Origin of the sequence: Pseudomonas sp., from assembly GCF_049301935.1 — a bacterium.
In the GTDB taxonomy this organism is placed as follows: Bacteria; Pseudomonadota; Gammaproteobacteria; order Pseudomonadales; family Pseudomonadaceae; genus Aquipseudomonas.
The window spans coordinates 1-23,634 of record NZ_JBAQLP010000142.1 but is presented as its reverse complement, the minus strand read 5'-3'; the positions used below and the strand labels follow the sequence as shown (position 1 = coordinate 23,634).

26 protein-coding genes are annotated in these 23,634 nt (G+C 60.8%); 17 read left to right on the top strand and 9 right to left on the bottom strand.

Annotated elements, in window-relative coordinates:
* The first annotated feature begins 83 nt into the window (after positions 1-83).
* Together WA145_RS18545 and hutC are read left to right on the top strand one after the other, a co-directional pair.
* A complete protein-coding gene (locus WA145_RS18545) occupies positions 84-1,424 on the top strand; it encodes a Na+/H+ antiporter family protein (RefSeq protein WP_422582972.1) in 1,341 nt (446 codons plus the stop codon).
* A gap of 92 nt (positions 1,425-1,516) precedes the next feature.
* Positions 1,517-2,230: a histidine utilization repressor gene (gene hutC, locus WA145_RS18540; RefSeq protein ID WP_422582971.1), complete on the top strand. Its 714-nt coding sequence runs from the start codon at positions 1,517-1,519 to the stop codon at positions 2,228-2,230.
* A gap of 7 nt (positions 2,231-2,237) precedes the next feature.
* Here the strand turns inward: hutC and WA145_RS18535 are convergent, their stop codons facing one another.
* The 3 genes from WA145_RS18535 to WA145_RS18525 all read right to left on the bottom strand — a co-directional run bounded on the left by WA145_RS18535 (position 2,238) and on the right by WA145_RS18525 (position 4,781).
* Positions 2,238-2,894, bottom strand: a complete 657-nt coding sequence (locus WA145_RS18535) for an endonuclease I family protein (protein ID WP_422582970.1) — start codon at positions 2,892-2,894, stop codon at positions 2,238-2,240.
* A gap of 421 nt (positions 2,895-3,315) precedes the next feature.
* Positions 3,316-4,194 carry an alpha/beta fold hydrolase gene (locus WA145_RS18530; RefSeq protein WP_422582969.1) on the bottom strand — a complete coding sequence of 293 codons (879 nt, stop codon included), beginning with the start codon at positions 4,192-4,194 and terminating at the stop codon, positions 3,316-3,318.
* On the bottom strand, positions 4,191-4,781 hold the full coding sequence (locus WA145_RS18525; protein WP_422582968.1) for a TetR/AcrR family transcriptional regulator: 591 nt from the start codon (positions 4,779-4,781) through the stop codon (positions 4,191-4,193). The genes WA145_RS18530 and WA145_RS18525 overlap by 4 nt, the downstream gene beginning before the upstream one ends.
* 194 nt (positions 4,782-4,975) lie before the next feature.
* Here WA145_RS18525 and WA145_RS18520 point away from each other — a divergent pair, with 194 nt between their 5' ends.
* The 3 genes from WA145_RS18520 to WA145_RS18510 all read left to right on the top strand — a co-directional run bounded on the left by WA145_RS18520 (position 4,976) and on the right by WA145_RS18510 (position 7,915).
* Positions 4,976-5,572, top strand: coding sequence for a LemA family protein (locus tag WA145_RS18520; RefSeq protein WP_422582967.1), 597 nt, complete (start codon positions 4,976-4,978; stop codon positions 5,570-5,572).
* Positions 5,573-5,589: 17 nt separating this feature from the next.
* Entirely contained in the window at positions 5,590-7,512 is a 1,923-nt protein-coding gene (locus WA145_RS18515) for a M48 family metallopeptidase (protein WP_422582966.1), read from the top strand.
* Between the two features lie 190 nt (positions 7,513-7,702).
* Positions 7,703-7,915: a hypothetical protein gene (locus WA145_RS18510; protein WP_422582965.1), complete on the top strand. Its 213-nt coding sequence runs from the start codon at positions 7,703-7,705 to the stop codon at positions 7,913-7,915.
* Positions 7,916-7,928: 13 nt separating this feature from the next.
* Here WA145_RS18510 and WA145_RS18505 read toward each other — a convergent pair whose 3' ends face one another.
* The gene (locus tag WA145_RS18505; protein WP_422582964.1) at positions 7,929-8,423 is read right to left on the bottom strand and encodes a substrate-binding domain-containing protein; all 495 of its coding nucleotides are present in this window, start codon (positions 8,421-8,423) and stop codon (positions 7,929-7,931) included.
* Here WA145_RS18505 and WA145_RS18500 point away from each other — a divergent pair.
* The 7 genes from WA145_RS18500 (at position 8,379) to WA145_RS18470 (ending at position 14,518) form a co-directional block, all read left to right on the top strand.
* A complete protein-coding gene (locus WA145_RS18500; RefSeq protein ID WP_422582963.1) occupies positions 8,379-8,534 on the top strand; it encodes a hypothetical protein in 156 nt (51 codons plus the stop codon). The two genes, WA145_RS18505 and WA145_RS18500, sit on opposite strands and share 45 nt — an antisense overlap.
* Positions 8,535-8,631: 97 nt before the next feature.
* Positions 8,632-8,856 carry a hypothetical protein gene (locus tag WA145_RS18495; RefSeq protein WP_422582962.1) on the top strand — a complete coding sequence of 75 codons (225 nt, stop codon included), beginning with the start codon at positions 8,632-8,634 and terminating at the stop codon, positions 8,854-8,856.
* 50 nt (positions 8,857-8,906) lie between these two features.
* Positions 8,907-9,992, top strand: a complete 1,086-nt coding sequence (locus WA145_RS18490) for a GGDEF domain-containing protein (protein WP_422582961.1) — start codon at positions 8,907-8,909, stop codon at positions 9,990-9,992.
* A 141-nt stretch (positions 9,993-10,133) separates the two neighbouring features.
* Complete coding sequence (locus WA145_RS18485; RefSeq protein WP_422582960.1) at positions 10,134-11,495, top strand: putative bifunctional diguanylate cyclase/phosphodiesterase; 1,362 nt, start codon at positions 10,134-10,136, stop codon at positions 11,493-11,495.
* 250 nt (positions 11,496-11,745) lie between these two features.
* The gene (locus WA145_RS18480) at positions 11,746-13,212 is read left to right on the top strand and encodes a tyrosine-type recombinase/integrase (RefSeq protein WP_422582959.1); all 1,467 of its coding nucleotides are present in this window, start codon (positions 11,746-11,748) and stop codon (positions 13,210-13,212) included.
* 243 nt (positions 13,213-13,455) lie between these two features.
* Positions 13,456-13,638 carry a helix-turn-helix transcriptional regulator gene (locus WA145_RS18475; RefSeq protein WP_033981666.1) on the top strand — a complete coding sequence of 61 codons (183 nt, stop codon included), beginning with the start codon at positions 13,456-13,458 and terminating at the stop codon, positions 13,636-13,638.
* A gap of 223 nt (positions 13,639-13,861) precedes the next feature.
* The gene (locus WA145_RS18470; RefSeq protein WP_392541734.1) at positions 13,862-14,518 is read left to right on the top strand and encodes a hypothetical protein; all 657 of its coding nucleotides are present in this window, start codon (positions 13,862-13,864) and stop codon (positions 14,516-14,518) included.
* 368 nt (positions 14,519-14,886) lie between these two features.
* Here WA145_RS18470 and WA145_RS18465 read toward each other — a convergent pair whose 3' ends face one another.
* On the bottom strand, positions 14,887-16,269 hold the full coding sequence (locus WA145_RS18465) for a heavy metal sensor histidine kinase (RefSeq protein ID WP_233685791.1): 1,383 nt from the start codon (positions 16,267-16,269) through the stop codon (positions 14,887-14,889).
* A gap of 2 nt (positions 16,270-16,271) precedes the next feature.
* Entirely contained in the window at positions 16,272-16,949 is a 678-nt protein-coding gene (locus WA145_RS18460) for a heavy metal response regulator transcription factor (protein WP_233685287.1), read from the bottom strand.
* A 419-nt stretch (positions 16,950-17,368) separates the two neighbouring features.
* On the opposite strand from WA145_RS18460, the gene WA145_RS18455 reads away from it, so the two are divergent.
* From WA145_RS18455 to WA145_RS18445, 3 genes are all read left to right on the top strand, one after another.
* Complete coding sequence (locus tag WA145_RS18455; protein WP_233685286.1) at positions 17,369-17,617, top strand: DUF2933 domain-containing protein; 249 nt, start codon at positions 17,369-17,371, stop codon at positions 17,615-17,617.
* A gap of 5 nt (positions 17,618-17,622) precedes the next feature.
* A complete protein-coding gene (locus WA145_RS18450) occupies positions 17,623-19,992 on the top strand; it encodes a heavy metal translocating P-type ATPase (protein ID WP_233685285.1) in 2,370 nt (789 codons plus the stop codon).
* Positions 19,993-20,150: 158 nt separating this feature from the next.
* On the top strand, positions 20,151-20,351 hold the full coding sequence (locus WA145_RS18445) for a heavy-metal-associated domain-containing protein (protein ID WP_233685284.1): 201 nt from the start codon (positions 20,151-20,153) through the stop codon (positions 20,349-20,351).
* 58 nt (positions 20,352-20,409) lie between these two features.
* On the opposite strand, the gene WA145_RS18440 is transcribed toward WA145_RS18445, so the two are convergent.
* Genes WA145_RS18440 through WA145_RS18430 form a run of 3 tightly spaced genes read right to left on the bottom strand, consistent with a single transcriptional unit; the run spans position 20,410 to position 22,340 of the window.
* Positions 20,410-21,201 carry a DNA-binding domain-containing protein gene (locus WA145_RS18440; RefSeq protein WP_233685283.1) on the bottom strand — a complete coding sequence of 264 codons (792 nt, stop codon included), beginning with the start codon at positions 21,199-21,201 and terminating at the stop codon, positions 20,410-20,412.
* Complete coding sequence (locus WA145_RS18435; RefSeq protein ID WP_233685282.1) at positions 21,192-22,034, bottom strand: DUF692 domain-containing protein; 843 nt, start codon at positions 22,032-22,034, stop codon at positions 21,192-21,194. The genes WA145_RS18440 and WA145_RS18435 overlap by 10 nt, the downstream gene beginning before the upstream one ends.
* Positions 22,035-22,079: 45 nt before the next feature.
* Positions 22,080-22,340, bottom strand: coding sequence for a hypothetical protein (locus WA145_RS18430; RefSeq protein ID WP_233685281.1), 261 nt, complete (start codon positions 22,338-22,340; stop codon positions 22,080-22,082).
* A gap of 250 nt (positions 22,341-22,590) precedes the next feature.
* On the opposite strand from WA145_RS18430, the gene WA145_RS18425 reads away from it, so the two are divergent.
* Together WA145_RS18425 and WA145_RS18420 are read left to right on the top strand one after the other, a co-directional pair.
* Positions 22,591-22,797, top strand: a complete 207-nt coding sequence (locus WA145_RS18425) for a co-regulatory protein PtrA N-terminal domain-containing protein (RefSeq protein WP_233685280.1) — start codon at positions 22,591-22,593, stop codon at positions 22,795-22,797.
* 176 nt (positions 22,798-22,973) lie between these two features.
* Positions 22,974-23,634: multicopper oxidase domain-containing protein (locus tag WA145_RS18420; protein ID WP_422582958.1), on the top strand; the 661-nt coding region annotated here is incomplete at its 3' end.

The window sequence follows — 23,634 nt, the reverse complement described above, 5'->3', positions numbered from 1 at the left end:
CCTGCAACACCCCTCTGGCCCGCGTTTTGACGCGGGTCATGGGGCCTTTTTGACGCAAAAAAACAATAACAAGAGGAGTCGCAATGAATTCAATCGTATTGGCGGTATTGGTCATGGTCACCTTGTCGATGCTGCGGGTGTCTGTGGTCTTCGCCCTGGTAGTGGCGGCCGTGGTGGGTGGGCTGACGGCGGGCATGCCGATTGGCGAGATTATCGAGGCCTTTAACCAGGGCCTGGGTGGTGGGGCCGGGGTCGCGCTGGCCTATGCCACCCTGGGCGCCTTCGCCGTGGCGCTGTCGCGCACCGGTATCGCCCAACGGCTGTCGGCGCGGGTGGTCGAGCACCTGGGGCGCAGCCAGCATCAAGGCGGCGAACTGGCCCTGGTCAAATGGGGCATGCTGGCCAGCCTGATCCTCGCCGGCTTTGCCGCCGAGACCATCATTCCGGTGCATATCGCCTTTATCCCGATTCTGGTGCCGCCGTTGCTGCATGTGATGAACCGCCTGCAGCTGGATCGTCGTCTGACCGCGTGCGCCATTACCTTCGCCATCACCGTGACCTATATGTCGCTGCCGATCGGCTTCGGCACCATCTTTCTCAACGACATCCTGATCGGCAATATCAACCAGTCCGGCAACGCCCAGGGGCTGATGGTCAGCCGCGACATGGCGCCTCAGGCGATGCTGATTCCGGCGTTGGGTATGGTGCTGGGGCTGGTTATCGCGGCCTTCAGTTACCGGCGCAAGCGGGTCTATGAGGAGCTGCCGGTGGCCGGCGAACACCTCACGGCCAGCAGCACGCCGCTCAGTGGGCGTCAGCTCGGCCTGATCGCCCTGGCCCTGCTGCTGGCCTTGGGCGTGCAGTTGTGGAGCGGTTCCATGGTGTTCGGCGGCCTGGTCGGCTTCGCCGTGATCTCGGTCAGCGGGGTGATCCGTTGGGCCGAGCAAGACGATGTGTTCACCCAGGGCATGCGTTTGATGGCCCTGGTCGGCTTTATCATGATCGCCGCCGCTGGTTTTGCCGCGGTGATGAAGGCCACCGGCGAACTGCCGGCTCTGGTGAGTGGCTCGGTGGAGCTGATTGGTGACAACCGTGGCCTGGCGGCGCTGATCATGTTGCTGGTGGGCTTGCTGATCACCATGGGCATCGGCTCGTCCTTCTCCACCGTGCCGATTATCGCCGCCATCTATGTGCCACTGGGCATCAGCTTCGGTTTCTCGCCACTGGCCATTATCGCCCTGGTGGGCACCGCCGCGGCCCTCGGTGATGCCGGCTCGCCGGCTTCGGACTCGACCCTCGGGCCAACCGCCGGGCTGAATGCCGATGGCCAGCACGACCATATCTGGGACACCGTGGTGCCGACCTTCCTGCACTTCAACCTGCCGCTGCTCGCCGCCGGCTGGATTGCCGCCATGCTGCTCTGATGGCAGCGCACGCCTGCCTATGGGTTGCGCACATGGCGCCGCCCATGGGGGCTCGCTATCATCGGCGCACCGGGTAATTCCAAGGAGCCGCTGTGAGCAGTACAACCCCGCGCTACAAGGCGATCGAAGCATTCCTCCTGGAGCGCATCCACAGCGGCGCCTATCCGGTCAATCATCAGATTCCGCCGGAAGAGCAGCTGGCGCGGGATTTCGCCGTGAGCCGGATGACCGCCAACAAGGCGATCAACAACCTGGTGCAGCAGGGCTACCTGAGCCGCCAGGCCGGTCTGGGCACCTTTGTCAGCGACCGCAAGGCCGAATCTTCCCTGCATGAAGTGCTGAATATCGCCACCGAGGTGCGTGGCCGTGGGCATGCCTACAGCAATGACATCATTCGTTGCGAAGCGCTGGCGGCGGACGACGAGGTGGCCCTGCGCCTGGGGCTGCGCCTGGGCGGCGAGGTGTTCCACAGCATTCTGGTGCACCGCGAGGATGGCGTGCCGATCCAGCTGGAAGATCGCTTCGTCAATCCGCGCTGGGTGCCGCATTACCTGCACAGCGACTTTTCCAAGCAGACGCCCAACGAGGTGCTGGTGGCCAGCTGCCCGATCAGTGATGTCGAGCATGTGGTCGAGGCGGTGCGGGTGGAGGCGCAGGTGGCCGCCTGGCTGGAGATCGACCCGGCCGCGCCATGCCTGAGCGTGATCCGCCGTACCTGGTCGGATGAGCACCTGATCAGCTACGCCCGGCTGATCCACCCAGGCGACCGCTACAAGCTGCGCTCGACCCTTAACCGCCGCCGCTAAGCGCGACTTAGTTGGCGATCAACTGATCGACCAGCTCGGGATTATCGATAAAGCGGTTGCGCGTGCCTTGCAGGCTGGCAATCTTGTCGTTGCGGGCCTTTTCTTCGGCATCCGGCGGGTCCATCTGGTGCCACTTCTTGTACATCTGCACCTGGCCGACGATGGGCAGGTCGTATTCGACATGCATATAGAAGATCGCCCGCGCGATGTTGCCCTTGGCCGCGTCGCGCGGCTCCACCAACTTAAAGCTGGTTTTCATATCGCAGTCGATATCGGCGAACTTGCTCGGCACACTGTCGTCCAGCTCGCCAAATTGCGCGTTGCGGCGCGCCAGTTCGACGCGGGTCATGGCCGGGTAGAGGTTGTGCAGATCGGATGCGATGTACCCGTATTCCGGGTTCATGATCCCGCACTGACGGTTGGTGACGCAGCGCAGGGCGCTTTTCAGCTGTTTGCTGCTGTAGATGGCACTGGCCTTAAGCTGGCCGCTTTCCTCACTGAAGGCTTTGCCGCAATACAGCGTGCTACCGCCCTGGCCGTAGAGTTGGCTCCAGAACAGTTGCACGGCGGCTTTGGGATCGGCAAGTTGACCTTGCCCTTTGGCCAGGGCGGGTAGGCTGATGCTGGCTGCCAGGCAGCCGATGGCAAGAAGCAATGAGCGCATATGTGGCCCCAATGACCGCCGTTGACGGGGTCTGTTGTTTTTGTAAGACAAGCTCGAGTCTAACAAGACCTGCGTCACAAAATAAAGCCGAGCTTTTGCTCGGTTCTACTGGAAAACACCCCGTGTAGGTTTTGGCTTACATGGCGTGCTGCAGATCGCCACTATGCCGGGTACCGGCCGATGGCTAATCTGCTGCCTGTGGACGTCGCGCAGGAAGCGCACTTTAGCAACAAGGATACGTGGGACAGCTGCCAGGATGGCAAGCAGATCAAGGATGTCAGCAAACAGTCTGCAAAGACCCCGCAATGCGGGGTTTTCTTTTTTATGGCTTGCCATCCATGGCAGCCACCCTTCGGGCCGTCGCGCTCGCCAAGCGACATACCTCGCTTACCGCTCGGCTTGACCTACGGCTGTCCGCTGATCAGACGACTTGGCGCTGTGCCTGCAGCTCGGCAAACCAGTTCAGCGTTTCATCCCACAGCGTCTGCGCAGCCGGGCGGAAGTAGCCCATATGGCCGATGGCGCCGATGCTGGTGGCGGAGTCGATGGTCCGTGCCTGATAGGGCGCGGCGCTGTAGGCGGCCATAAAGGCGTCGCGTGAGGCGGGCGGGGCCCACAGGTCGTCCAGGGCGTTGGCGGCAATGATCGGTGTGCTGACCTGGGCGAAGCGCTCGGCCAGATCCGGCATCTGCGGGTCTTCGAAGAAATAGCGCGGGTAGCTGCACCAGCGTTTCCACTGCTGGTACACGCCCAGCGGCAAATCCTCGCCCATGCCCAGTTTGCTCCAGGCCAGGTAGCCCTTGTAGCGGGTCAGCAGTGGGCCGATCAGTCGCCACATGGTCAGCACGCGTAGCTGCTCGGCTTTGGGCATCCAGCCGTGCCAGCCGGCTCCGGTGCCGAAGGTGTAGAAACCCTGAACCTGATCATGGTTCGGCAGCAGGCCGAAGGCATGCCCGCCAAAGGAATGGCCGACCATATACAGCGGCCGCTGCGGGTGACGGTGCTGATCGACCGCAGCGGCCAGGTCGAGGTGCGCCCAGTCCAGGTAATCCATGGCAAAGCCGCGCAGGCTGGCCGGCTTGGAGTGGCCGATGCCACGATAATCCAGGGTCAGGGTGCTGTAGCCGCGCTGCGCCGCATACTCGGCAAAGCGGCGGTAGAAACCCTGGGGCACGCCGGTGGCCCCGGCGATGACCAGTTGCGCCAGCGGCTGCGGGGCGTGGTACAGCGTGGCGGTGAGCGGATAACCGTCGAGGGCCGGCAGTTGCAGGGTTTCGCTAAGGATGGCTGGTGTGTTCATGGGCGGACTCCTCCGGGAAACTGTTCGCGGGTCAGGTTGAACAGGGCAGTGGCGGCGCGCTTGAGGGGCTCGCTGCTGCCGGCCACGCGGGCTTGCAGCAGCCCGCCTTCATACAACGCGACAAACAGCGCGGCGAGGTTATCCGCCTGTTCGCTGGGGTAGCCGTAGGCATGCAGTTGCGCGCTCAGGGCCTGGCGCACGGCGGTGAAACTGCGCTGCAGAGCGGCGCGAATTTCTAGATCTTCCGGACCGCTTTCCAGGGCGATGGTGGCCAGCGGGCAACCGCGCTCGAACTGGCTGGTCTCCAGCTGCTGCAGGGCGCCTTGCAACCAGTGGTGTAGCGCCTTGAGCGGGTCCGGCTGCTGAGCAAAAAGCTGGCTGAACAGGCCGTCGATATGCCGGCTGATATGCTCGATAGCCGCCACCGCCAGCTCGCTTTTACCGCCCGGGAAGTGGTGGTAAAGGCTGCCCTTGGGCGCGCCGGCAATTTCCAGTAGTTCATTCAGGCCAACGCCATGCAGTCCCTTGCGTTGCAGGGCATCGGCCATGGCGTGGATCAGTTTGTCGCGGGTCGTGGTCTTTTTCATGGATTAAATATATAGACCGGTCGGTCTATTTTGCCAAGGTTTTTCTGCGCCATAGCCGGGCGGTATGACGCTGTGTAAGTTGGCTTTGGGATTGGCGTTACCTGGGCATGCCGCCAGGGTGCGCCGGTGAGCATTCGCTGCAGCGCTTTTCCGCTACCATCTGTTTTTCTCCCGCATGCGATAAGGATTGCCCCATGTCCATCTCCACGCTGATTTTCCTGGCGGTTGTCGCCGCGCTGATCTTTTACGTGATTGGCATCTACAACCAGCTGGTGGCCCTGCGTAACCGCTTCCAGAACGCCTTTGCGCAGATCGAGGTGCAGCTCAAGCGTCGCTATGACCTGATCCCTAATCTGGTGGAAACTGCCAAGGGCTATATGGCCCATGAACGGGAAACCCTGGAGGCGGTGATTGCCGCGCGCAATAACGCGGTGACCGGGCTCAAGGCCGCTGCGGCGCAGCCGGGCAATGCGCAGAGCATGGCGCAGCTGGGCGGCGCGGAAGGGCTGCTGAACAGCGCCCTGGGGCGCCTGAACGTGACGCTGGAGGCCTACCCGGACCTCAAGGCCTCGGCGAATATGCAGCAGCTCAGTGAAGAGTTGAGCAGCACCGAGAACAAGGTGGCCTTCGCCCGTCAGGCCTTCAACGATGCGGTGATGGCCTACAACACCTACAAACAGGCGTTCCCGCCGGTATTGCTGGCCGCCAGCTTCGGCCACGCCCAGGACGCCAGCCTGCTGGAGTTCGCCGACAGCGTGGCGATTCAGGCAGCGCCGCAGGTGTCGTTCTAAGTTAAGGGCTCGGCACGATGAATTTCTTCGAGCAACAGGAGCGCGCCCGGCGTAACAGCGGGCGCCTGCTGATTCTGATGGTGCTGGCGGTGCTTAGCCTGATCACCCTGGCCAGCCTGGCGCTGGGGGCGATCTGGCAGTTATTCGGCAACGAGCAGAGTTCCCTGGGCCTGCTGGATGGCCCAGGCAGTCTGCTGCCCAGTTGGCCACTGGTGGGCAGCGTGGCACTGGCGGTAATCGGCGTGGTGCTGCTGGGCAGTCTGTACAAGCAGCTGCAGCTGAGCCGTGGCGGCCAGGCGATCGCCGAGCGGTTGGGCGGGCGCTTGATCAACCTGTCGCCACAGAACCTCGAAGAGCGCCGGCTGCTCAATGTGGTGGAGGAAATGGCCCTGGCCTCGGGCACCTCGGTGCCGCCGGTGTATGTGTTCGATGATGCCGGGATCAATGCCTTTGCCGCCGGCCTGACGCCGCAGGATGCAGTAATCGGGATTACCCGTGGGGCGATCTGTCAGCTCAGTCGCGATGAATTGCAGGGTGTGATTGCCCATGAGTTCAGCCATATCTTCCATGGCGATATGCGCCTCAATACGCGTCTGGTGTCAGTGCTGCACGGCATTCTGCTGCTGGGTCTGATTGGCGGTTTTCTGCTGCGCAGCAGCGGGCGCAGTGGCCGTTCCAGCCGTAACAACTCGGTGGCGATCGTGCTCGCCATTGGCGTCACGCTGTGGCTGCTGGGCTATGCCGGGACTTTTTTCGGCAACCTGATCAAGGCCGCCGTCAGCCGTCAGCGCGAGTTTCTTGCCGACGCTTCGGCGGTGCAGTACACCCGCAACCCGGAGAGCATCGCCGGGGCGTTGAAGAAGATTGGCGGCAATCTGTCTGGCTCGCAGCTGCAGGCCGGGCATGCCGCCGAGTTCAGCCATATGTATTTCGCCGCCGGCGTGCGTCAGGCGCTGGACGGCATGCTGGCCACCCATCCGCCCCTGGATCAGCGCATCCGCCGCATCACGCCCGGCTGGGATGGTCGTTACCCGCATGTGGCGCAGCTTAGCTCCGCATCGCCAGCGGCAGTGGCCAGTGAGTCGGCCGTCAATCTGCATGATCTGAGCGCCTTTGCTCCGGGCTTGAGCGCGGCCTCGGCGAGTGCGGCGATTGGCGCCATTGGCGATCCACAGGCAGCGCATCTGCTGGCCGCACGTAGCACCCTGGCGCAGCTGGATCTTGCCTTGAGCGAGGCGGCGCACAGCTGCAGTGGCGCCCAGGCGTTGCTCTACGGCCTGTTGCTCGACCCTGCCGAGGCGCAAGCGGCGCAGCAATTACAGCTGCTGCAGCCGCGCATTGCCGCCGAGGTTGCCGCCCAGCTCGAGCAGTTGCGCGAACCACTGCGCTTGCTGGCGCCGGGGATGCGTTTGCCGCTGCTGGACCTGGCCATGCCGGCCCTCAAACAATTGGCGACCGATCAGTTCGCCACGCTCAAAGCCAACCTGGCCCTGCTGATTCGCGCCGATGGCCGGGTCGCGCTGCTGGAATGGACGCTGCTGCGCATTGTCGAGCGCAATGTCGAAGGCGTACGCGCGCAGACCAGCCGCTACCAACTGCAGGAGCTGGCCGACGAAGCCCGCGTGGTGCTGTCGCTGCTGGCCCGCGCCGGCGGCATGGATGAGCCTGCCGCGCAGCTCGCGTTCAAACATGCCGGCAGCGAGCTGCCATTCCCGCTCGAACAGTTGCTGCCGGCCAGCGCCAGTGGCTTAGCGGCGCTGGAACCTGCATTGCGGCGCCTGAGCCTGCTCTGGCCGCTGCAAAAGCCGCAGCTGCTCAAAGCCATGGCGCGCTGCATCGAGCATGACGGCCAGATCAAACCCGCCGAGGCCGAGCTGATGCGCGCGGTGGCGGATATCCTCGACTGCCCGATGCCGCCCTTGCTCACTGCTCGCGGCTGACCGTCCGGCGGTGCGGCTTGACCCTGCGCCGCAGGCGGTAGACTGTAAAACCGCGTCGCACTGTCATGCCCTGGTCATCAAATCGGGCAATGCTGAAGCGGCCAATAACAACCACCTTTAGGGCGTTCGCCCCTTCATTGCACTGCCTCCTGACCCCGTCATGCCGTTTTTCAGCGGCAAGGAGAGAGCCATGAACCTGTTGCAACCCGTCACCGCCGGGCTGTTTGATCCGCATCTACAGCTTGAAGCTGAGCCTGATGCGCTTGAGGCAGAACTGCGCGGCGCCACCATCCACGCGGACATCATCCACACCATCGCCGCCATTGACCAACTGGCCGCGCACTGGCAGCGCCCACCTGAGCCACCGCGGCGCTACGCGCTTCCGGCGACAGGCGACACGTAGGTCGCCTGTCGTGCTATCGATCAGCCGTCGCAAAGGCCCGCAGCACATCCTCGTTAAACGCCCGCTGCGCATCACTGGGGTACTGGCCGCGATGGCTGGCCAGGTGAAACTGCACGGCAAAACCCAGCTCATCGGCCTGCAATGCGCGCAAGCGGCCGCAGGCCAGCCAGGGCGCGGCGATATGTTCGGGCAGGTAGCCGATATGCCGGCCGGAGAGGATAAACGCCAGCGCGCCGTCCAGCTGTTCGGTCTGCGCCGAGCTGGGCGCGCTTTGAAACGGCTCGCGCGCCTGCACAAAGCGGTAGGGATGCTGCACCCGGTCGGCCTGTTGCAGGTCTTCCAGGCTGATCTGCGGGCGCCTGAACAGCCCATGCCGCGCCGCGCAAAACAGCACCTGGCGCTCGCGAAACAGCGGCTGATAATCCAGCGCCGCCTGGTTGCCGGAAAAATAGCCGATGGCCAGGTGCAGCTGGCCCTGCAGCAGGCGGCGCTCCAGCTCGGCCGGCATATCAACGACCTGGCCAAGGGCGAAGTCTGCCTGGCGCTGACCTACAACGGCGCCGCCTGTATGGCCGCTGAAAGCTCCCTGGAGGCCAAACAGCCGTTCGAGCTGCAGTAGCGCATCCCGCGTGAAGGCAGCCTGTTGTGGTTCGACACCCTGGCGCTTCCCGCCGACGTGCCGCACCCCAAGGCCGCCCACACCTTTATCGGACTACATGCTGCGCCCCGAGGCCATCGCCGAGCTGACCAACACAGTGTTCTTCGCCAACGCCAATCGCGCGGCCAGCGCCCTGGTCGACCCGGCGATCAGCGGCGATACCGATATCTACCCCGATGAAACCGTGCGCGCGGCCGTTTGCCCAGCAGCTGCTGCCGCTGCGGCCAACAGCGTGAGCGCAGGCGCACCTGGAGCACCTTTCGCAGTCTGGTCAAAGGCCTAGCAGTTGAGGCACAGTGAGCTATCAAATCGCCATCCATGCAGCACCGGGCCATGTTTTTTCGACCGCGAACCAAACCGGGCAGTGATAACAGCGCCGCCGTTGACGACTTGCAGGATGTCGGCCGGCGTTCGTTGATCCGCATGATCTTTGCCACCACCGGGCTGACCCTCGGGGTGTTCTGCGTGCTGCAATTTATGGCTGGCAACTACCCGCTTGCCAGCTTCGAGCTGGTGGCAGCTGGAGTCTTGCTGTGGGGCGCCTGGCGCATCGTCAGGGTGCGCCACCTGCTGCCCTGGATCTACCTCTACCTGCTGCCGACCTTCAGTTTTCTGCTGTACATCATCGTCATCCCCAATGCCTCGAAAACCGCCTTCGTCTGGATCTACAGCATTCCCGTATTGTCCTACCTGTTGCTTGGGCGCAAGCGCGGCAGCCTGCTGTCGCTGCCCTTCGTCATCGGTGCCTGCCTGTTGTACTTGTACACCTACCCGATCCAGCGCGATGCCAAAAGCCTGATTGATCTGGGCAATGCAGTGTTCTGCGGGGTAATAATTCTAGTCTTCGTCCACCTCTATGAAGCCCGCCGCGCCGCGGCCTACCAGCAGTTGCGGCATATGGCGCGTACCGATGCGCTGACCGGCGTTGCCAGCCGTGGCAGCTTTCAGCAAAGCCTGGAGCAGAGCATTCGTGAGGCGCAACGCAGCCACGCCAAATTGGTGCTGGTGGTATTGGATGTCGACCATTTTAAGGCGGTGAATGACCAGTACGGCCACGATGCCGGCGACCAGGCCTTGCGGCATATCTGCAACAGCCTTAGCCAGCGGCTGCGCGCCACCGACACCCTGGGCCGCCTGGGCGGCGAAGAGTTCGGCCTGCTGTTGCGCAATACCGATGGCCAAGGCGCCGAACCGCTGGTGGAAAGCCTGCGCACGCAGCTGTGCAGCCAGCCGCTGCGTTACGGTGATGAAAACATTGCCCTATCCGCCACCTTCGGCCTGGCTGAATGGCCCGTCGATGGCGGCACCGCCGAGCAGCTTTACCGCTGCGCCGATCGGCGCCTGTATCGCGGCAAAGAGCTGGGCCGCAACCGCCTGGTCGGGCGGCACAGTGCCGAGGCCGAGCACCGCGCCGATTAAGCATTGCCTGCGTCACCGACAATCGTGCAGAAGGCCCTTGCTGCGCCGACTACACTCAACCTGGCTTACCGATCAACCGCTGGGTTGGCCTGCTTTCGGGCGACCTCCTTGGCGAAGCAACAGGTCATACAGGGACTTTCAATGACCGTACTGTCGGCTTTTCTCAAGCAAGTGATCAGGCTCTGGCATTCACCCGATCTGGTCCTCATCGGTCAACGCCGCGAGCGGCGCATGCGCATGCTGGCCAGCCTGGTATTGCTGCTGGTTGGCAGTTTCTGGGGCGTCTTTTTCACCCAGCGCGGCGAGTGGGGCATCGTCCTGATGGACCTGCTGATGATCCTCTGCGGCCTTGGCGTGTTTAGCCTGACCCTGCGCAACCGCGTGCGCCTGGCCAATCTACTGCTGTTCGGCGTGATCATCCTGGTGATTATCGGCACTACCTTATTGATGGACCCGCACACAGCCGCCGCGCCGCGCGCGACTCACCTGTACCTACTGCCGATTGCCGTCGCCGCGCTGATGGCTTTTCGTGATGAGCAACTCTGGCTGCGCTACGGCGTTGCAGTGCTCTGCCTGGTTTTGTTTACCGTGCTGGCTTCATCCCCCTGGAGCCCGACCAGCGCCTACCACCTGCCGGATGAAGTGCGAGTCACCGGCTCCTGGCTGCAGGCCATTGCCGCCATGCTGATGCTGTTTGCCCTGCTGCATATTCTGCAAAGCGATACCGCCGAGCGCTCGCTGCTCGACCGCGACCTGGATGTGGCGCTCCGTGAGCAGCAGTTTGTGCTGCACTACCAGCCCCAACTCAACCGCGCCGGCAAGGTAATCGGCGCCGAAGTGCTGATCCGTTGGCAACACCCGCAGCGTGGGCTTATGGCCCCCGGCGAGTTTATTGACCACGCAGAAAACACCGGCATGATCATCCCCATCGGCCAGTGGGTGCTGGAGCAAGCCATTCGCCAGCTGCGCTGCTGGAAGGACGACCCGCTCTATGCCGACATCGGCCTAGCGGTGAATATCAGCCAGAAGCAGTTTCGCCAGAGCAGCTTTGTGGCGGACATGCTGCGGTTGATCGACGAACACGCCATCGACGCCCGCCGCCTCGACCTGGAACTGACCGAAACCCTGATCGTGCAAGACATCGACGATCTGCTGCGCAAGATGAATGCCCTGGTCGAGCGCGGCGTGCGCTTCTCCCTGGACGACTTCGGCACCGGCTTCTCCTCCCTCAGCCACCTCAAACGCCTGCCCCTCAACACCCTGAAAATCGACCGATCTTTTGTCTGCGACCTGCTCACCGACAGCAGCAGCCAAACCATTGTGCGCACCGTTATCGCCCTGGCACAAAGCATGGGCATGAACGTGATTGCCGAAGGCGTGGAAACCCAGACGCAGCAGGAGTTTCTGCTGAACAACGGCTGTATGCAGTTTCAGGGCTATCTGTTTAGCAAGCCATTGCCACTGCAGGGGTTTACTGCGTTTGTGGAAAGGCAGAATGGCTGACGGCTAGAAACTCCAAAGCCGCGCAGTGCGCGGCTTTGGAGTTGGTGGGCCCACACGGACTCGAACCGTGGACCAAAGGATTATGAGAGAGTAAAAAGCACGTTTCTGGTCGTTTCCCAGCGTCTCCCGAAAAAAGCCGATTTAGCGCGTTATCCTAAATTCAAGGGGTTAGGTGTTTCCCCTTGGTTCTGGTCATGGCCGTGCATGACCTTCGAAACGGTGACCAAAGTGGTGACCAAGGATGCGGCGTATGGCGGGGACCACAAGCAAGACAGCGGCGAGAAAGCATCTCACGGATATCGCTCTTAAAGCCTTGAAGCCAGGGGAGACAGCTACTGATCCCCTGCCAGGTAGAAGCAGTGGCGCATTGCTTTTCAAGTGTCGAGCATCTGGCGCAGTCGAAGCCTATTACAGGCGTCGAGACAATGGGCTGGATCAGCTGATCAAGCTCGGGGTCTATAAAAAGACGCCGAAGAGCCCGGGGCTCTCTCTAGCTGAACTGCGCGAGCAAGCAGCTGGTTACTCAAGGATTGCCGCAGAGCACGGCGATATCAAAGCCTATCTGGCCAAGTGCGCCGCCGAGGAAGAGACCCGGCAGGCCGAGCGCCAGCGCCAGCTGCATGAGCAGCAGCGACTTGCTGCAATAGAGGCTTCAAAAGGCACTTTGTCTGAATTGTTCCGGGATTACATCGAAGACCGTCGCCGTGATGGTGTTTCAGCTGCGCAGATCAAGGAGTTTGAGCGTGTGCTGTCTAAGGATCTGGAAGGCGAGAAAGTTGTAGCCGTGAGCGAGGAAGGCCGAGAGGAACGGCTCAACATCATGAATATGAAGGCCAAGGATGTCAGGCCGGAGCATGTGAATCTTCTGCTGAAACCAATATGGGACAGGGGCGCTAGGCGTCAGGCGGGCAAGGTTCGTTCGTTTCTCGTGGCTGCTTTCAATTTCGGTCTGAAAGCTGAGCATCATATCGACCGAAGCAGTACTAAAAGCTACGGACTTCAGATGAATCCTGCGGATCCAGTGACTGTCCCGAACACGTCAAAACCTGGCGAGCGCGCTCTGACTGATAAGGAACTTAAGCAATTTTGGTACACCATCACCAAGGTCGATTCGGTCGGTGCGATTATGGCGCGCGTCTTTCACTTTGCTTTTGCTACTGCAGGGCAGCGTCCCCTCCAGTTTATCCGTGAGCCCTGGACCAGCTACAACCTTCAAAAGAAGTACTTGAAGATCATCGACAGCAAAGGACGTGGCAGTAAAAAACGTGCTCACTTCGTTCCCTTAAGCCGCAGGGCCTTGCAGATACTTGAACAGGTTCGTGCCCTGCAGTCTCCAGGGGCCTTATACCCCTGGAGTGTTGGTGGACAAAAGCCGATTCACGCGTCCAGTTTGTCTCATGCGGTGAGCGAGTGGTTTGCGACTGACCACGCCAAAATGAACGGCCAGCCCATCCCAAAATTTAGCCCACGTGATATTCGCCGCACATGCACGCAGTTCATGCAGCGTAACGGCATCAAGGATTTCGAGAGTGACGCGTTGCAGTCACACGGGCAAACGGGTGTTGTCGTTACGCACTATCGCAATAACCCTGAAGCTAAACTGCCTCAGATGCGCCCGACCATGGAGGCTTTTGATGCGGCGCTGAGTCGTCTGCTCGACGGTTCTGATGAGGATGAGCATCAGGCTGAGCAGCTGGATTTGTTCGAGATTGGATAAGTTTCTGTAAAGTCAAGTATTTTATTGATCAATCCAAGGCGCTGTGAAAATATACAGGCGTTGGGGTTGTGCGGAGCCCCATTGTTTGCCGCAGCGTCGTTGTCTACTTGATGCGCTGCGGAAATGGAAAAGTAGAGCTAATGCCTCGAAGGCACGATCCGTCTGAGTAGATCAACATGAGGAAAGCATCACCACAGCTGCACCTACATCTTCCTACTGGTACCTCGATTTTGGAGGTGGCCTATGTCTGAGATGGTTCTCCTAGATTTCAATGCCGTCAGTCGCAAGGTTGGCCTGAGCCGCAAGACCATCTACTGCCGTATCCGAGAGGGTGACTTCCCGAAACAGTTGAAGATCGGTCGAGCCAGCCGCTGGCTTAAGCACGAAGTCGACGACTGGATAGCCAGCGCCGCTGCAGCGAGATAGTAAAGAGGCCGGTCGATTGACCGGCGTTTTTTTACCTGAAATGACCATAGGACTTTTGATCCTATGATCGTTTCTGCAGTGCTGGTCTGATAGATATTGTGTCGACCGCTTGAGCCAGAATCAGTAACAAAGGCTGGGGACTACCAGTATCGTTCTGCATAGATCTAGCTTATGCCTATTCAGACGTTGCCTGATTTGAGCGCTGGGTATCAAGGAGTATCAAGTGTTTCGTAGACCCATTCACGATGAGGTTATGGGCCTGGCCTCGCGCCTTGCGCAGCAATGCCATCCGCAAGTGGCGCAGCAGCATGCAGAAGAGCTGGCTCGGTATGCGCGGCTGACGTCGGCCTGCACCGCCCTGGAGTCTTTTAGCGGGTGCCGCCCCAGAATGGATGACGATGTTTTTGATGTGCTTGCCAGGCGCCGCTCGCAGGTGGCGGACCTTATCGCCCAGGCGAATTTACATGCCTATGAGCAGGAAGCGCCTGAAGGGCTTTACTTGGCTATTCCGTTCTTTTCACGGTGCTCGGATAAGCAGCCGGTTTGGTTGCTGAATCGCACCGCTCAGTCTGTCACTTACTTGCGTAGGCAGTTGTATGCATACGCCAGCACGGACGAAGGTATTGATGAATACCAAACCGCTGGCAATGCCTTTGCCGATGGTATTGCCGCTTCTTCGGTGATCGAGCCAGGAGGCAGGCTTCAGATTGACGACTACTCCATGAGTTTTGATGGCGATTTCGTCAGTAATCGTCGAGTTATTCTGCTGATTGATGGCGCACGCAGTGAGTGGTTTACGAGTATCTCGAAGCTGGGTGGTTACCTTTGGGATGAAGCGCTGCATGGGTTGCATGCGTTGAAGAAGGTGAAGGACCTCTGAGTGTGTTGGAACTGCGGACTATAGGATTTTCAGTCCTATGATCGCCTCTGCAGTGCCACGGTTGAAAAAGCGCGGTCTCCAGTATCGAGACCGCGCTCACGCTTAATCGTCAGAACTGTTCAGCGGAAAGTCCATAGAGGGATGAGCTACTCGCTCGAATGCAGGCTTCCAGTCCTAAGTTTGTGGCAATAGGCGGCTGAAAAAGAAATCGGCGACTGCCAGCTTGGCCCCATAGAGACAGTCGTCTTCGGTGCGGCGAGTGCTTACGGAAAACGCCATTCCTGCCCAGACATAGGCGTAAGCCACAACACACCGGTGCAGAGCTAACTTCATTAGGGGTCATGTGCGCTTGGCTGCACAGCCATCCGCTAGGAGGGAGAGAGCCGAGGAAGTTCGATGTGAAAGCCTGTGAGGCCCTCTACCGAAGTGCACCAGATGCGGCCTTTGTGGGCCTCGATGATGGAGCGGGTGATGGCAAGGCCGAGGCCTGCATTGCTCGGGCCTCCCTCGCGCCGGGCGGGATCGACCCGGTAAAAGCGGTCGAAGAGCTTCTCCAAGTGCTCTGGAGCGATTGTGCCGCCTGGGTTTTCGATGCTTAGACTGGTTGTGTCCGCTGTCTGGCGGATCCGCAGCGAAATCGTCTTCCCCTCAGGCGTATAGCGCAGGGCATTGGACAGCAGGTTGGAGATCGCACGATCAAGCATCAGCCGATCACCACGCACTCGGCCTGTACCCGTTACAGAAAGTCGGATGTCACGCTCTTCGGCCAGCAGGCGGTAGTACTCGGTCAGCTTGGCGGCAACGTCCGCCAGCTCGATGTCGCTCTGTTCCGGGACGATCAGGCCGTTATCGGCCTTGGCCAGAAACAGCATGTCGTCGATCATTCGGGACATGCGCTTCAAGTCATCCAGATTGGCGTACAGGTTTTCCTCGTAGGCCTCATTATTTCGCTTCTGACTCAGCACGACCTCGGTGTGAGTCATCAGGTTACTGAGAGGGGTTCGTAGCTCGTGGGCAATGTCAGCCGAGAAATTGGAGAGCCGGACGAAGGAGTCTTCCAGCCGGTCCAGCATCGCGTTGAAGGACAGAACCAGTTGCTGAAGCTCCTGTGGCACCTGTCCCAGGGGGATGCGCTCCTGTAGCGATCGGGCGGAGATCGAGGTGGCGACCTGCGTGACTTGGCGCAGCGGGCTGAGGCCGCTTCGCGCGACTGCCCAGCCCAGCGCGGCACTGACCAGGGCGCTGAGCGTCAGGCCAATCCAGAACCAGCGTTGCAGCGTGTCGAGAAAGTGTGCGTGACTGGTGACGTCGAGAGCGAGTATCGCGGTGAGTGGTTGGGGTTGCCCGTGAACCGGGATCTCGGCGGTCACACCTTGGTATTTGTGCTCGCCGTCTTGCCAGTTCCACATTCTGGCATTTGCGGCTCGTCTGAACCTGTCGGGAATCTCGACTGCCGCGGGAGCGGAAAAAAGCACGGCACCATCGCTGGCGAGAATGGTTGCCGTCAGATCCTGATGGGCTCCCAGTAAGGCCCGCAGTTGCGGCAACTCGGCGGCAAGGCTTGCTCCATTGCCGGCATTGCTGAGGATGTACCGGGTTGATTCGAGTTTCTCGCCCAGCGTCTGCTGATCGAGCATCTTGAAGTGGTGTTGGCTGAGCATGTTGAAACCCAGTCCCGCTGCGGCCAGGACTGCAATCACCACGGACATGAACATCAGGCTCATGCGCGCGGTCAGCGAAAGATGGGTGATCCTCACTCCGGCGCATCCATCATGTAGCCCATGCCGCGAGCGGTATGGATCAGCTTGAGCTCGAAGTCGTCGTCAATCTTGGCGCGCAGCCGGCGTACGGCAACCTCGATGACATTGGTGTCGCTGTCGAAGTTCATGTCCCATACCTGAGAGGCAATCATCGACTTGGGCAAGATCTCGCCACGCCGCCGCAGCAGCAGCTCCAACAATGAGAACTCCTTCGCGGTCAGATCGATGCGCTTCCCGCCACGGATAGCGCGGCGCCTCATCAGGTCGACTTCCAGGTCGGCGATTTTCATGGTGGTCGGGGTGGGCGAGCCATTGCCTCTGCGCAGCAGCGTTCTGACCCGGGCCAGTAGCTCCGAGAAAGCAAAGGGCTTGATCAGGTAGTCGTCCGCGCCAAGCTCCAGGCCTTTGACGCGATCCTCCACACCGTCACGTGCGGTCAGGAATAACACCGGAACATCCTTGCCTGCTGCTCGCACCATGCGCAGTACTTGCCAGCCGTCCAGGCCCGGCATCATCACGTCCAGGATCAGCAGGTCATAAGCCTCGCTCAATGCGTGCTGGAGTGCATCTGTGCCGGTCATGACCCGGTCGACGGTGAACCCAGCCTCGGTAAGCCCTTGCTGCAGGTAGGCCCCAGTTTTGGGCTCGTCTTCGGCTACCAGTAGTTTCATGCGCGCGGATCCTGATGTGACATGACCCGAGTGTGCAGGCAAACAGGGTGACCAACCAGAAGCTTACGAAAATGTAATCCTGGCTTCAGGTCGCCGACAGGCTCACTTGTCTAGGGTGCAGGCATGGATACTGGCTTGCGTGCTCCGCCCCGAACTGGCGCTGCCCGCCACTGCCTTCTGAAGGAGACTGCTCCCATGGAAACCGCTGAGGTATTAGCGTGTGCGGTATTTCGTGGCCAAGGCACTATCCCCACTTTCAGGCCTTTCGTGATTGCTCCTTTGGCCTGGCGGCGCCGTGTCGGTGTCGCGCTTTATCTCAGTCAATGTGACCGTGCGCCGGACTCTATTGATGAGCGTCAACTCTGCCTGGCTTGAGCCACCTATGCTGATCCCAATACCGTCGAATCGAGGCTATTGTCATGGACCACTCTCATCACCCTGGTACCACTGAACCACCCTTCTGGAGGAGCCGGTTCGGTATCGTGCTGATCATGTTGGCTGTCATCGGCGTCTTCTACGTGGCGCGAGAGCATTACGGCTATCTTTCGCAGGCCTTGCCATACCTGATCCTGCTGTTGTGCCCGCTGATGCATCTGTTTGGCCACAATCACGGTGGCCACTCCCATTCCGGCAGCTCTGCCGCTTCCAAGGACGACAATAGGACATAGCCCGTATGCACAGCCCCTCCAGCCAGCACGATCAGGATCATGCCAATCACTCGCACGGGCACTCGGACAGTCATCACGATCCGGTATGTGGGATGGAGGTCAAGCCCGACAGCCCTTATCGGTTGAGTTTTGAGGGGCAGAACTATCGTTTCTGCAGTGACAAGTGCCTGGAGAAATTCCAGGCCAGTCCCCATCAATACATGAGCCACCAGGCGCATGCAGGGCATAACCAGCCTGCCGCTGCTCCGCAGCCAGCGGCTCCAGCGAGTCAGGGCGCCGAATACACCTGTCCGATGCACCCGCAGATCCGCCAGCCGACTCCAGGGAATTGTCCGATCTGCGGGATGACGTTGGAACCTGTCATCCCAGAGCTGGAAGAGGAAGAAAATCCGGAGCTGAAAGACTTCTCGCGGCGATTCTGGTGGACCCTGCCGTTGACCGTCATCGTCACGGTACTGGCGATGGCTGGCCACTCCTTGCAGTTGTTCCATGGTACGACCCAGAACTGGGTTGAGCTGGTTCTGGCGACGCCGGTGACGCTATGGGGCGGCTGGGTATTCTTTACCCGCGGCATCGACTCCATTCGTCACCGTAGCCCCAACATGTGGACCCTGATTGGTTTGGGAACGGCAGCTGCCTATCTCTACAGTGTGTTCGCTACCTTGGTACCGCAATGGTTTCCGGCAGCCTTCGTCCAGGATGGCCGCATCGGCGTCTATTTCGAGGCTGCTGCGGTGATTATCTCGCTCACGCTTTTGGGGCAGATGCTCGAACTCAAGGCTCGCTCGCAGACTTCTGCTGCTATCAAATCGCTGCTGGGGCTGGCCCCGAAGACAGCGCGGCGCATCCTGCCCGACGGCCAGGAGGAGGATATTCCTCTCACCCACGTCCATCAGGGCGACCACCTGCGTGTACGTCCGGGTGAGAAAGTCCCTGTGGATGGCACGGTGCTGGAGGGCGAGAGCGCGGTCGACGAGTCGATGCTCACCGGCGAGCCGCTACCCGTGACCAAGCGGGCAGGCGACTCCCTTATAGGCGCCACCCTGAATACCCATGGCAGCCTGGTGATGGAGGCGCAGAAGGTCGGCGCCGAAACCATGCTGTCGCAGATCGTGCAGATGGTGGCCAAAGCCCAGCGCTCCAAGGCGCCCATGCAGCGCATGGCCGATGCCGTGGCGGGATATTTCGTGATTGGGGTGATCCTGATCGCGATCCTGACCTTCTTCGGCTGGGGGCTATTCGGGCCGGAGTCAGGCTGGGTATTCGGCCTGATCAATGCCGTGGCGGTGTTGATCATCGCCTGCCCCTGCGCCCTGGGGCTGGCGACGCCGATGTCGGTCATGGTCGCGACGGGCAAGGCGGCCAGCAGCGGTGTGCTGTTCCGTGATGCCAGCGCTATCGAGAACCTCTGCAAGATCGACACGCTCATTGTCGACAAAACCGGAACGCTGACCGAAGGACGCCCGGTATTCCATAGTGCGGAAGGCACCGGTGCCTATGACCCCCGCGAGGTGCTGCGCCTGGCCGCTAGCCTCGACCAGGGCAGCGAGCACCCGCTGGCTCACGCCATCGTCGATCATGCCCGCAGCGTAGGGCTCGCCTTGGCGAAGCCGGAAACCTTCGAGTCTGGCTCTGGTATTGGTGTGAGAGGGCTGGTCGATGGTCATCAATTGCAGCTAGGCAACACGGCCTTGATGGCTGATGCTGGCGTCGACATTACCCCGTTGCACAATCGTGCCGAGCAGCTGCGCCTAGAGGGCATCAGCATTATCTATCTGGCAATTGATAGCAGCCTGGCAGGTCTTCTAGCCGTTTCCGATCCAATCAAGCCAACCTCCCAACAGGCGGTTTCCAGACTGCAAAGCGAGGATGTGAAAGTCATCATGGCCACCGGCGATGGCCTGACGACGGCAAAAGCCGTCGCCAGGCAGCTGGGGATCGAAGAAGTACATGGGGAGGTCAAACCGCAGGACAAGGAGAAGCTGGTCGCCGATCTGCAGGGCTATGGTCGACGTGTTGCCATGGCCGGTGACGGGATCAACGATGCGCCGGCCCTGGCCCGGTCAGACGTGGGTATTGCCATGGGGACGGGCACCGACGTGGCCATGAACAGCGCTCAGGTGACCCTCGTCAAGGGCGACCTGATGGGCATCCTGCGAGCACGCACCCTGTCGGTGGCCACGGTGAAGAACATGCGGCAGAACCTGGCGTTTGCGTTCCTCTACAACGCGATGGGAATCCCTTTGGCGGCTGGGCTGCTGTACCCGCTGACGGGGCACTTGCTGTCACCGTTGATTGCCGCCCTGGCGATGAGCGTTAGCTCTGCGTCGGTAGTCTTCAATGCGCTGCGCCTCCGGCAGACACGGATAGATTAGCCACACCTGTTATTGGCTGGAAACCTTATGGGGTTCGTTTCACTGACCTGTCCGGCGCTGATTTTCATGCTTCGTTCACAGGTGCTTGACCTTGCCAAGGTGGCAAGGTTGATGCTGAGGGTACGGCAACGGGTGCCGTTCCTGAGATGAGGTGATCTATGGTCGTTTTGAAGGTGACGGGAATGGGCTGTGGCAGCTGTGTGGGCAAGATCACGAGAGCTATCCAGTCCCTGGATCAGCATGCACGAGTCGAAATTGACCGAGCCAGTGGTATAGTTTCGGTCGACACCGGTGAAAGCGCGGCAGTCATTCGCGATCTGGTGCAGAAGCTCGGCTTTGGGGCTGCGATTGGCGCCTAGGGCGCTGTCGGTACCCATAATTGGCTTAATGGAGTGGGCCACTGCTTTGCAGTGGCCCTCATGCCTCGGCTTTAAATCGAACCAACAGCCCATCACTCACCCACTGTCGCAACCAGATTGCAGCCTGCATTGGTGCCTGTTCGGCATGGCGTGCGAGCAGCGACTCACAGAGTCCGGCAAAGGGCTCACCGCCTGCGAACAGCCTCAGCGCCATCGCTTCATCAGGTTCCAGACTGCGGTACCTAGATAGCAGATCATGACGCCAGATCAGGCAGCTGCAATCGATAGCCAGGCGGGTGATCTCCGGGAGCGGCTCCCCGTCCTTGGCTGCTTTCCACAGCGCCAGCGTGTTGTAGCGCAGCTCCAGCCAGTTGGCAGAGGGTACCAGCGTTGCCGTAAGGGCGACCCAGTCTTCGGCCGAGAAGCGGTTCATGCCTTCTGCCGAGAGCGCGTCGGCGTCCTCGGCATCGAATGCCAGGGTAAAGGCCCATTCCAGCGTGGCGAGCTCGCGCAGTGGCGATAGCTGCGGTTCCGCGACGTAGCCGGCGATGAACTCGGGAAGCTTCTCGCCCAGCCAGCGAAGGCTGTAGTGCTGCGGCGGCCAGGTGGCCAGATAGGCCAACGCAAGTTGCTCGAACGACTCCGCTCCCAGCCATTGCTGCAGCGCCGGGAAGTCCTCGCGCAATACCGCCAGCAGGCGCGCGCGGTAGGCGTTGTGGTAGATCCTCAGGCCGTCGGCTGCGCCTAGCGCGGTACTGCCTTGAAGCTGCGCCAACAGCTCGGCCGGAGGGCTATCGGATTCGCCTGCAAGGTAGGCTTGCAGGGCATCCTGCAGTGCGTTCAGCTGCATGATTCAGCCCTGTTCAGCGCGTCATCGGCAAGCGCGCGCGCCTGCTTCAGTTCGGCCAAAAGCTCGTCGAGGGACGGGAAGTGGTCGTCCCGCTCGATTAGGGTTGCGGTCGCGCCGAGCTGGCCCAGTGTCTTGCCGTAGAGTGCCCAGACCGTATCAGCGATGGGCGCGTCATGGGTGTCGATGAGGTACTGTCCGTAGTCGCTGTGTCCGGCCAGGTGAATCTGGCGGATCCGCTCATGCGGCAGCTCCATGATGAATTGCCAGGGATCGAATCCCTGATTGCGCGAGCTGACATAGACGTTGTTTACATCGAGCAGCAGCTCGCAGCCGGTCAGCTGGCACAGCTCTGCAAGGAACTGTGACTCGCTCATGCAGGAGGTTTTCCACTGCAGGTAGGCGGAGACGTTTTCCAGCACCAGGGGGCGCTCCAGGATGTCCTGCACCGTGCGCACCCTGGCGGCGACATGCTGCAGGCTTTCCTCGGTGAACGGCAGGGGCAGCAGGTCATGCAGCTGATGGGCATTGCCACGGCTCCAGCACAGGTGATCGGAAATCCAATGGGGCTGGATCCGATCCGCCAGCTTCCTGAGCTGCCGCAAGTAGTCGATGTCCAGGGTGTGAGAGCCGCCGATCGACAGGGAAACTCCATGCATCACCAGGGGGTAGTGCTCTTTGATCGCGTCGAGAAAGTAGAGGGCCTTGCCGCCCTCTACCATGTAGTTCTCGGAAATGATCTCGAACCAGTCGACCGCGGGTCGCTGCTCCAGGATCTGCTGGTAATACTCGCTGCGTAGGCCAAGACCAAACCCCAGCGTATTGCGCATGCTCATTCACGGCTCCAGTAAGGGGAGTGGCAGGCACTCCCCGGGGCGGTATCACTCGCTGGTCTTGCCACCGGCTTCATCACATTTGGCCTGGGTCATCAGCTTGAAGCCCTGGCCTTTGCACTCGCCTTGGCCTTTGCAGGAGTTCTTGGCGGTCATGCAGTCGTTCTGTCCCTTGCAGGCGTTGACGCCGAAGCACTGTACTTCTGCCGCCTTGGCATCTTGCGCCGCCTGTGCCGGCAGGGTGGTGAAGAGGCTGGCGGCAACCAGGGCCAGTGCGGCGCCGGTGGCGGCGTTGGATTTTGTCGACATGGTGGTTATCTCTCTTGGTGGTGTCGGATCAGGTCGGGTATGCCTTTCCACAAAGCTTGCAAGGCAGAGGAAGGACACTGGTTAGACACTACCGAGCAGGCGGGAGGCTCGACAAGAAAGAAATGCCTACCTGACAGAACTGTAATGTGCGGTTCAGGCTTCTGACAGGGCGCTCTGGCTAAGGTGACATCGAGCCTGATGCTCGGCCTCGGTTATCCAGAGGCTTACCCGAACCCACGAGGAATCCAAAATGAAATCGATCAAGGCGCTGTTCGTAGTAGCCGCTCTCAGTGTTTCCAGCCTTGCCATGGCCGAAGGCGGCGCCGAGCGTACATTTGCTCGCATGGAGCAGGCCCGGCAGACATCCATGGAAGCCAATCAGCTCGCTCAGCAACAAAAAGGCGAGGCCCCGGTCACCGGCGAGCAGAGCAAGCAGCTCAAGCACGCCAACTGCTGAGCCAAGCTGACAGAAATGTAATCACCCTGAGGGGGGAGATGTGGCAGTTTCATACTGCTCGCGGCAGCAGTGACTGGTGCGCTGTCCGCAGAGGGCAGCGCCCACTGAAACTGAAGTCGCCAATATCATCAACGCCGGTCCTGATAGTTCCGGCTTATTTGACTGGACACAACGGCATGCACAGCAAAACCACTAGGCGAACCTTCGTCAAAGGCCTGGCCGCCACCGGTATCCTGGGCGGGTTGGGGCTGTGGCGCACGCCGGTCTGGGCCGTAACCAGCCCTGGCCAACCTAATGTGCTGAGTGGCACCGATTTCGATCTGTTTATCGGTGAGACCCCGGTAAACATTACCGGCTCAGCGCGTACCGCCATGACCATCAACGGCTCGCTGCCCGGACCGATTTTGCGTTGGCGGGAAGGCGATACGGTTACCCTGCGGGTGCGCAATCGCCTCAGAGAGGATACCTCCATCCATTGGCACGGCATGATCCTGCCGGCCAACATGGATGGCGTGCCCGGCCTGAGCTTCCACGGCATCGCCCCCGACGGCATGTACGAGTACAGATTTAAGGTCAACCAGAACGGTACCTACTGGTACCACAGCCACTCTGGCCTGCAAGAGCAGGTCGGGGTCTACGGCGCCCTGGTGATCGACGCGAAAGAGCCCGAGCCGTTCAGCTACGACCGCGACTACGTCGTGCTGCTCAGCGACTGGACCGATGAGGATCCCTCCCGCGTCCTGGCCAAGCTGAAGAAGCAGTCGGACTACTACAACCAGCACAAACGCACCGCCGGCGACTTCATCGATGACGTGAGCGAGATGGGGTGGTCCGCCG

What these genes read in the sequence shown, in the direction of transcription:
- WA145_RS18545 (WP_422582972.1), top strand. Translation starts at nt 84, where the DNA reads ATGAATTCAATCGTATTGGCGGTATTGGTCATGGTCACCTTGTCGATG.
- WA145_RS18535 (WP_422582970.1), bottom strand. Translation starts at nt 2,894, where the DNA reads ATGCGCTCATTGCTTCTTGCCATCGGCTGCCTGGCAGCCAGCATCAGC.
- WA145_RS18530 (WP_422582969.1), bottom strand. Translation starts at nt 4,194, where the DNA reads ATGAACACACCAGCCATCCTTAGCGAAACCCTGCAACTGCCGGCCCTC.
- WA145_RS18525 (WP_422582968.1), bottom strand. Translation starts at nt 4,781, where the DNA reads ATGAAAAAGACCACGACCCGCGACAAACTGATCCACGCCATGGCCGAT.
- WA145_RS18520 (WP_422582967.1), top strand. Translation starts at nt 4,976, where the DNA reads ATGTCCATCTCCACGCTGATTTTCCTGGCGGTTGTCGCCGCGCTGATC.
- WA145_RS18515 (WP_422582966.1), top strand. Translation starts at nt 5,590, where the DNA reads ATGAATTTCTTCGAGCAACAGGAGCGCGCCCGGCGTAACAGCGGGCGC.
- WA145_RS18510 (WP_422582965.1), top strand. Translation starts at nt 7,703, where the DNA reads ATGAACCTGTTGCAACCCGTCACCGCCGGGCTGTTTGATCCGCATCTA.
- WA145_RS18505 (WP_422582964.1), bottom strand. Translation starts at nt 8,423, where the DNA reads ATGCCGGCCGAGCTGGAGCGCCGCCTGCTGCAGGGCCAGCTGCACCTG.
- WA145_RS18495 (WP_422582962.1), top strand. Translation starts at nt 8,632, where the DNA reads ATGCTGCGCCCCGAGGCCATCGCCGAGCTGACCAACACAGTGTTCTTC.
- WA145_RS18490 (WP_422582961.1), top strand. Translation starts at nt 8,907, where the DNA reads ATGTTTTTTCGACCGCGAACCAAACCGGGCAGTGATAACAGCGCCGCC.
- WA145_RS18485 (WP_422582960.1), top strand. Translation starts at nt 10,134, where the DNA reads ATGACCGTACTGTCGGCTTTTCTCAAGCAAGTGATCAGGCTCTGGCAT.
- WA145_RS18480 (WP_422582959.1), top strand. Translation starts at nt 11,746, where the DNA reads ATGGCGGGGACCACAAGCAAGACAGCGGCGAGAAAGCATCTCACGGAT.
- WA145_RS18475 (WP_033981666.1), top strand. Translation starts at nt 13,456, where the DNA reads ATGTCTGAGATGGTTCTCCTAGATTTCAATGCCGTCAGTCGCAAGGTT.
- WA145_RS18460 (WP_233685287.1), bottom strand. Translation starts at nt 16,949, where the DNA reads ATGAAACTACTGGTAGCCGAAGACGAGCCCAAAACTGGGGCCTACCTG.
- WA145_RS18455 (WP_233685286.1), top strand. Translation starts at nt 17,369, where the DNA reads ATGGACCACTCTCATCACCCTGGTACCACTGAACCACCCTTCTGGAGG.
- WA145_RS18450 (WP_233685285.1), top strand. Translation starts at nt 17,623, where the DNA reads ATGCACAGCCCCTCCAGCCAGCACGATCAGGATCATGCCAATCACTCG.
- WA145_RS18445 (WP_233685284.1), top strand. Translation starts at nt 20,151, where the DNA reads ATGGTCGTTTTGAAGGTGACGGGAATGGGCTGTGGCAGCTGTGTGGGC.
- WA145_RS18440 (WP_233685283.1), bottom strand. Translation starts at nt 21,201, where the DNA reads ATGCAGCTGAACGCACTGCAGGATGCCCTGCAAGCCTACCTTGCAGGC.
- WA145_RS18435 (WP_233685282.1), bottom strand. Translation starts at nt 22,034, where the DNA reads ATGAGCATGCGCAATACGCTGGGGTTTGGTCTTGGCCTACGCAGCGAG.
- WA145_RS18430 (WP_233685281.1), bottom strand. Translation starts at nt 22,340, where the DNA reads ATGTCGACAAAATCCAACGCCGCCACCGGCGCCGCACTGGCCCTGGTT.
- WA145_RS18425 (WP_233685280.1), top strand. Translation starts at nt 22,591, where the DNA reads ATGAAATCGATCAAGGCGCTGTTCGTAGTAGCCGCTCTCAGTGTTTCC.